Source organism: Streptomyces swartbergensis (genome assembly GCF_002148965.1).
GTDB classification, from domain to species: domain Bacteria; phylum Actinomycetota; class Actinomycetes; order Streptomycetales; family Streptomycetaceae; genus Streptomyces; species Streptomyces swartbergensis.
Genome location: NZ_NGFN01000566.1, coordinates 1 through 3,036 on the forward strand (window position 1 = coordinate 1; position 3,036 = coordinate 3,036).

A 3,036-nucleotide genomic window follows, 5' to 3' on the forward strand; every position below is an offset into this window, starting at 1 on the left:
CTCGGGGTGGGGCGCGGGACGCAGGGGGTCGGTCGTGTCCAGGCCCGCCAGTTCCAGGATCCGGCGCGGCTGTCCGTTCCAGTTGGTGGTCGTGACCGTCACGAATCGCTGCCGGGCGAAGTCGCCCAGCACGTCGATGAACTGCAGACCCGCCGTGTCCATGAAGTGCACGCCCTCCATGTCCAGGTCCACCCGCGTGATCGTGGGCGGCAACTCGGCCAGGGTCCTGGCCAGTGTTTCCGCGCAGCCGTGAACCAGCTCACCGCACGGGGTGAGCTCAGCCCGGTCCGCGTCCACGCGGCCACTGATGACCAGTGTGTTCAGCCCTCCTGCGCGATGTGGTGATGCCGCTGACGTCATGTCACCGCCTTTTCGGTCCTTCGTCGGTCGTGTTCCTCCTCGCGGGAACCGCACGACGTCACTCGCCCCCGTCGACGTCGGCGTGAGATGCGCCTGCCCGCCGTGCGGCGTGCTACACACCTCTGCGGGGAATGAGATTCTCCCGGACGGGTACCAGCGCTGGTGGTCCACAAGTGTGGGGAGAGGGGCTTGAACACTCAGTATCGGGTGTCGGCCGCCGGGGCCTGTGGTCCCGGGCCGGGCCTGGCGGTGTTCCCGTTGTCCGGGCGGCAGGGCGTCCGGGCGTCGGGCGAGGTCGTCCTGACGACACGTGCGATCTGGGAAGGCGTACTGGAGCAGGCCGTTCGCGAGGATGAGGACGTGTACTACCTGGAGTTGTCCGATGTGACGTTCGTCGACGTCGCGGGCGTGGGCGCGCTCGCGGCCGCCGCCGGGCAGCTCGGGGACGGCCGGCGGTTCGTGGTGCGACGTCCGCCGGCGGCCCTGCGGCGGACGCTGGACCTGCTGTGGCCCGACCATGCCGGGATCGAGGTATCGGGGTCATGACCGCTGCCGCGGCCGAACCCTTCGGCCCCCTCGAGCCCTTCGTCCATCCCGCGCTCTTCTACCGCGACGAGGACGAGTACCTCGACGTCACCGTGTCCTTCGTGCGCGAGGGCCTGGCGGCCGGCGATCCCGTGGCGGTCGCGGTGCCCGGCAAGAACCTCGCGCTGATCCGGGACGCCCTGGGCGAGGCCGCCGAGGCGGTGCGGCTGCTGGACATGTGCGAGGCCGGCCGCAATCCCGGGCGGATCATTCCCGGCGTGCTACGCGCGTTCGCCGACGCCCAGCCGGCCGGACGCCGGGTGCGGATCATCGGGGAGCCCATCTGGGCCGGGCGCTCCGACACGGAGTACCCCGCGTGCGTCCAGCACGAGGCGCTCATCAACGCGGCCTTCCGGGGCCGTACGGCGACCATCCTGTGTCCGTACGACGTCGAGCGGCTCCCCGAGCACGTCCTCGCCGACGCCTACGCCACCCACCCGACGGTCATCCCCTCCGGCTCCCGGCTGGAGCAGGGCAGTGACGCGTACGCCCCCGGGGATGTCGTCGCCCGCTACAACGAGGCGCTGCCGCCCGTGCCGGACGCGCTGACGTATCCCTTCGACTCCGGCTCGCTCTCCCAGGCCCGGCACGTGGCCGTCGGGGAGGGGGCGCGGCTGGGACTCACCGGCGTCAAGCTGGACGACCTGGCCCTCGCCACGGCCGAGCTCACCACCAACAGCGTGGTGCACGGCGGCGGTTCCGGGGTGCTGCGGGTGTGGACCGAGGACGGGTACGTGGTGTGCGAGGTGCGCGACGAGGGGCGGCTCGCGGACCCGCTGGCCGGGCGCCGGCCCGTGCCCCGCGATCAGCGCGGCGGGCGCGGACTGCTGCTGGTGAACCTCATCGCCGACCTGGTGCGCGTGCACCGGGGAGACGACGGGACGACCGTGCGCTGCTGGTTCGCCCGCTAGGGCGGGTTTCGTACCCCTGCCCTGCGGCTCAGGATCCCAGCGGATCCAGCGCCAGCGGTTCGATCCTGCCCTCCAGCATCGCGCCGAGGCCCTGCACGGCGCACACGTCCGGCCGCTCGGCGATGTGCACGGGCATGCCGGTCGCCTGACGCAGCATCTGGTCCAGGCCCGGCAGCAGCGCACTGCCGCCGACCATCATGATCCCCCGGTCGGCGAGGTCGGCGACCAGGTCGGGCGGGCAGGAGCGCAGCACCTTGCCGATGCCGTCCAGGATGGCGGTGAGCGGCGTCTGGATGGCGTCCCGCACGGCGGCGGTGTCGACCTGGACGGAGCGGGCCAGGCCGGTGGCGACGTCCCGCCCGTGGATCTCCGTCGAGGCCGGGCCCTGCGGCGTGAGGCCGTTGCCGGACAGGGCGACCTGCAACGGCCGTACCGACTGGCTGGGCAGCATCAGCTCGTGCCTGTGCCGCAGGTGCTGCACGATCGCGTTGTCGACGGCCTCGCCGCCCACGGGGATGCGCTCGGCGGTGACGATGGAGCCGAGGGACAGCACCGCCACCTGCGTCGCCGCGGCACCGCACACCATGATCATCGTGGCCTCGGGCTGCTCCACGGGCAGTCCGCAGCCCACGGCGGCGGCGATCAGCGTGTCGACCAGCTCCACGCGGCGGGCCCCGAGACCGACCAGCGTCTCGATGGCGGCGCGCTGGGCGAGCGGGTCGGCGTCGTGCGGGGTGCAGGCCGCGGCGCGCAGGATCGGCTTGCGGCGCAGGCTGCGGCGCATCTTGTCGCCGAGCAGGTGCCGCAGCATGCGCTGCGCCATCTCGATGTCGACGACGGTGCCGCCGGAGACCGGCCGTGCCACCCGGATGTAGTCCGGTGTGCGGCCCGTCATCTTCTCCGCGAGTTCGCCGACCGCGATCAGCGCGCCGGTGCGGGTGTTCACGGCGGCGGCGGACGGCTGGTCGACGACGAGCCCGGCGCCCTTGACGTAGACGCGTGTGCGGGCCGCCCCGAGGTCGACGGCGAAGTGGCAGCGGCGCAACTGCTCCAGACTGGCGGTCATGGCAGGTCCTCCCGAGAGCACAGACCGTGGGAGGCCGCCAGGTGGCGGGCCTCGCAGACGTGGGGCCGCCGGGCGGCGGGCCTCCCTCGCATCGTGCGCGGGAGGGGGCGGGGG

4 protein-coding genes are annotated in these 3,036 nt (G+C 73.0%); 2 read left to right on the top strand and 2 right to left on the bottom strand.

All coding sequences use genetic code 11. The features are described from left to right. Nucleotides 1-360 (bottom strand): STAS domain-containing protein (locus CA983_RS42095; protein ID WP_143645763.1); only part of this gene is annotated, 360 nt, incomplete at its 3' end. A gap of 189 nt (nucleotides 361-549) precedes the next feature. Between CA983_RS42095 and CA983_RS42100 the strand changes: the two genes are divergently transcribed. Both CA983_RS42100 and CA983_RS42105 read left to right on the top strand, forming a co-directional pair. Beyond that, nucleotides 550-906, top strand: coding sequence for an STAS domain-containing protein (locus tag CA983_RS42100; protein ID WP_086605914.1), 357 nt, complete (start codon nucleotides 550-552; stop codon nucleotides 904-906). Continuing rightward, a complete protein-coding gene (locus CA983_RS42105) occupies nucleotides 903-1,856 on the top strand; it encodes a sensor histidine kinase (RefSeq protein WP_086605912.1) in 954 nt (317 codons plus the stop codon). Before CA983_RS42100 ends, CA983_RS42105 begins: the two co-directional genes overlap by 4 nt. Before the next feature lie 28 nt (nucleotides 1,857-1,884). Here CA983_RS42105 and CA983_RS42110 read toward each other — a convergent pair whose 3' ends face one another. Continuing rightward, nucleotides 1,885-2,922 (bottom strand): rod shape-determining protein, encoded by a 1,038-nt coding sequence (locus CA983_RS42110; protein ID WP_086605913.1) that lies wholly within the window; start codon nucleotides 2,920-2,922, stop codon nucleotides 1,885-1,887. Nucleotides 2,923-3,036 lie beyond the last annotated feature (114 nt).

Bases quoted from the DNA above. Each gene is read 5' to 3' on its own strand.
- CA983_RS42110 (WP_086605913.1), bottom strand. From the start codon at position 2,922: ATGACCGCCAGTCTGGAGCAGTTGCGCCGCTGCCACTTCGCCGTCGAC.
- CA983_RS42105 (WP_086605912.1), top strand. From the start codon at position 903: ATGACCGCTGCCGCGGCCGAACCCTTCGGCCCCCTCGAGCCCTTCGTC.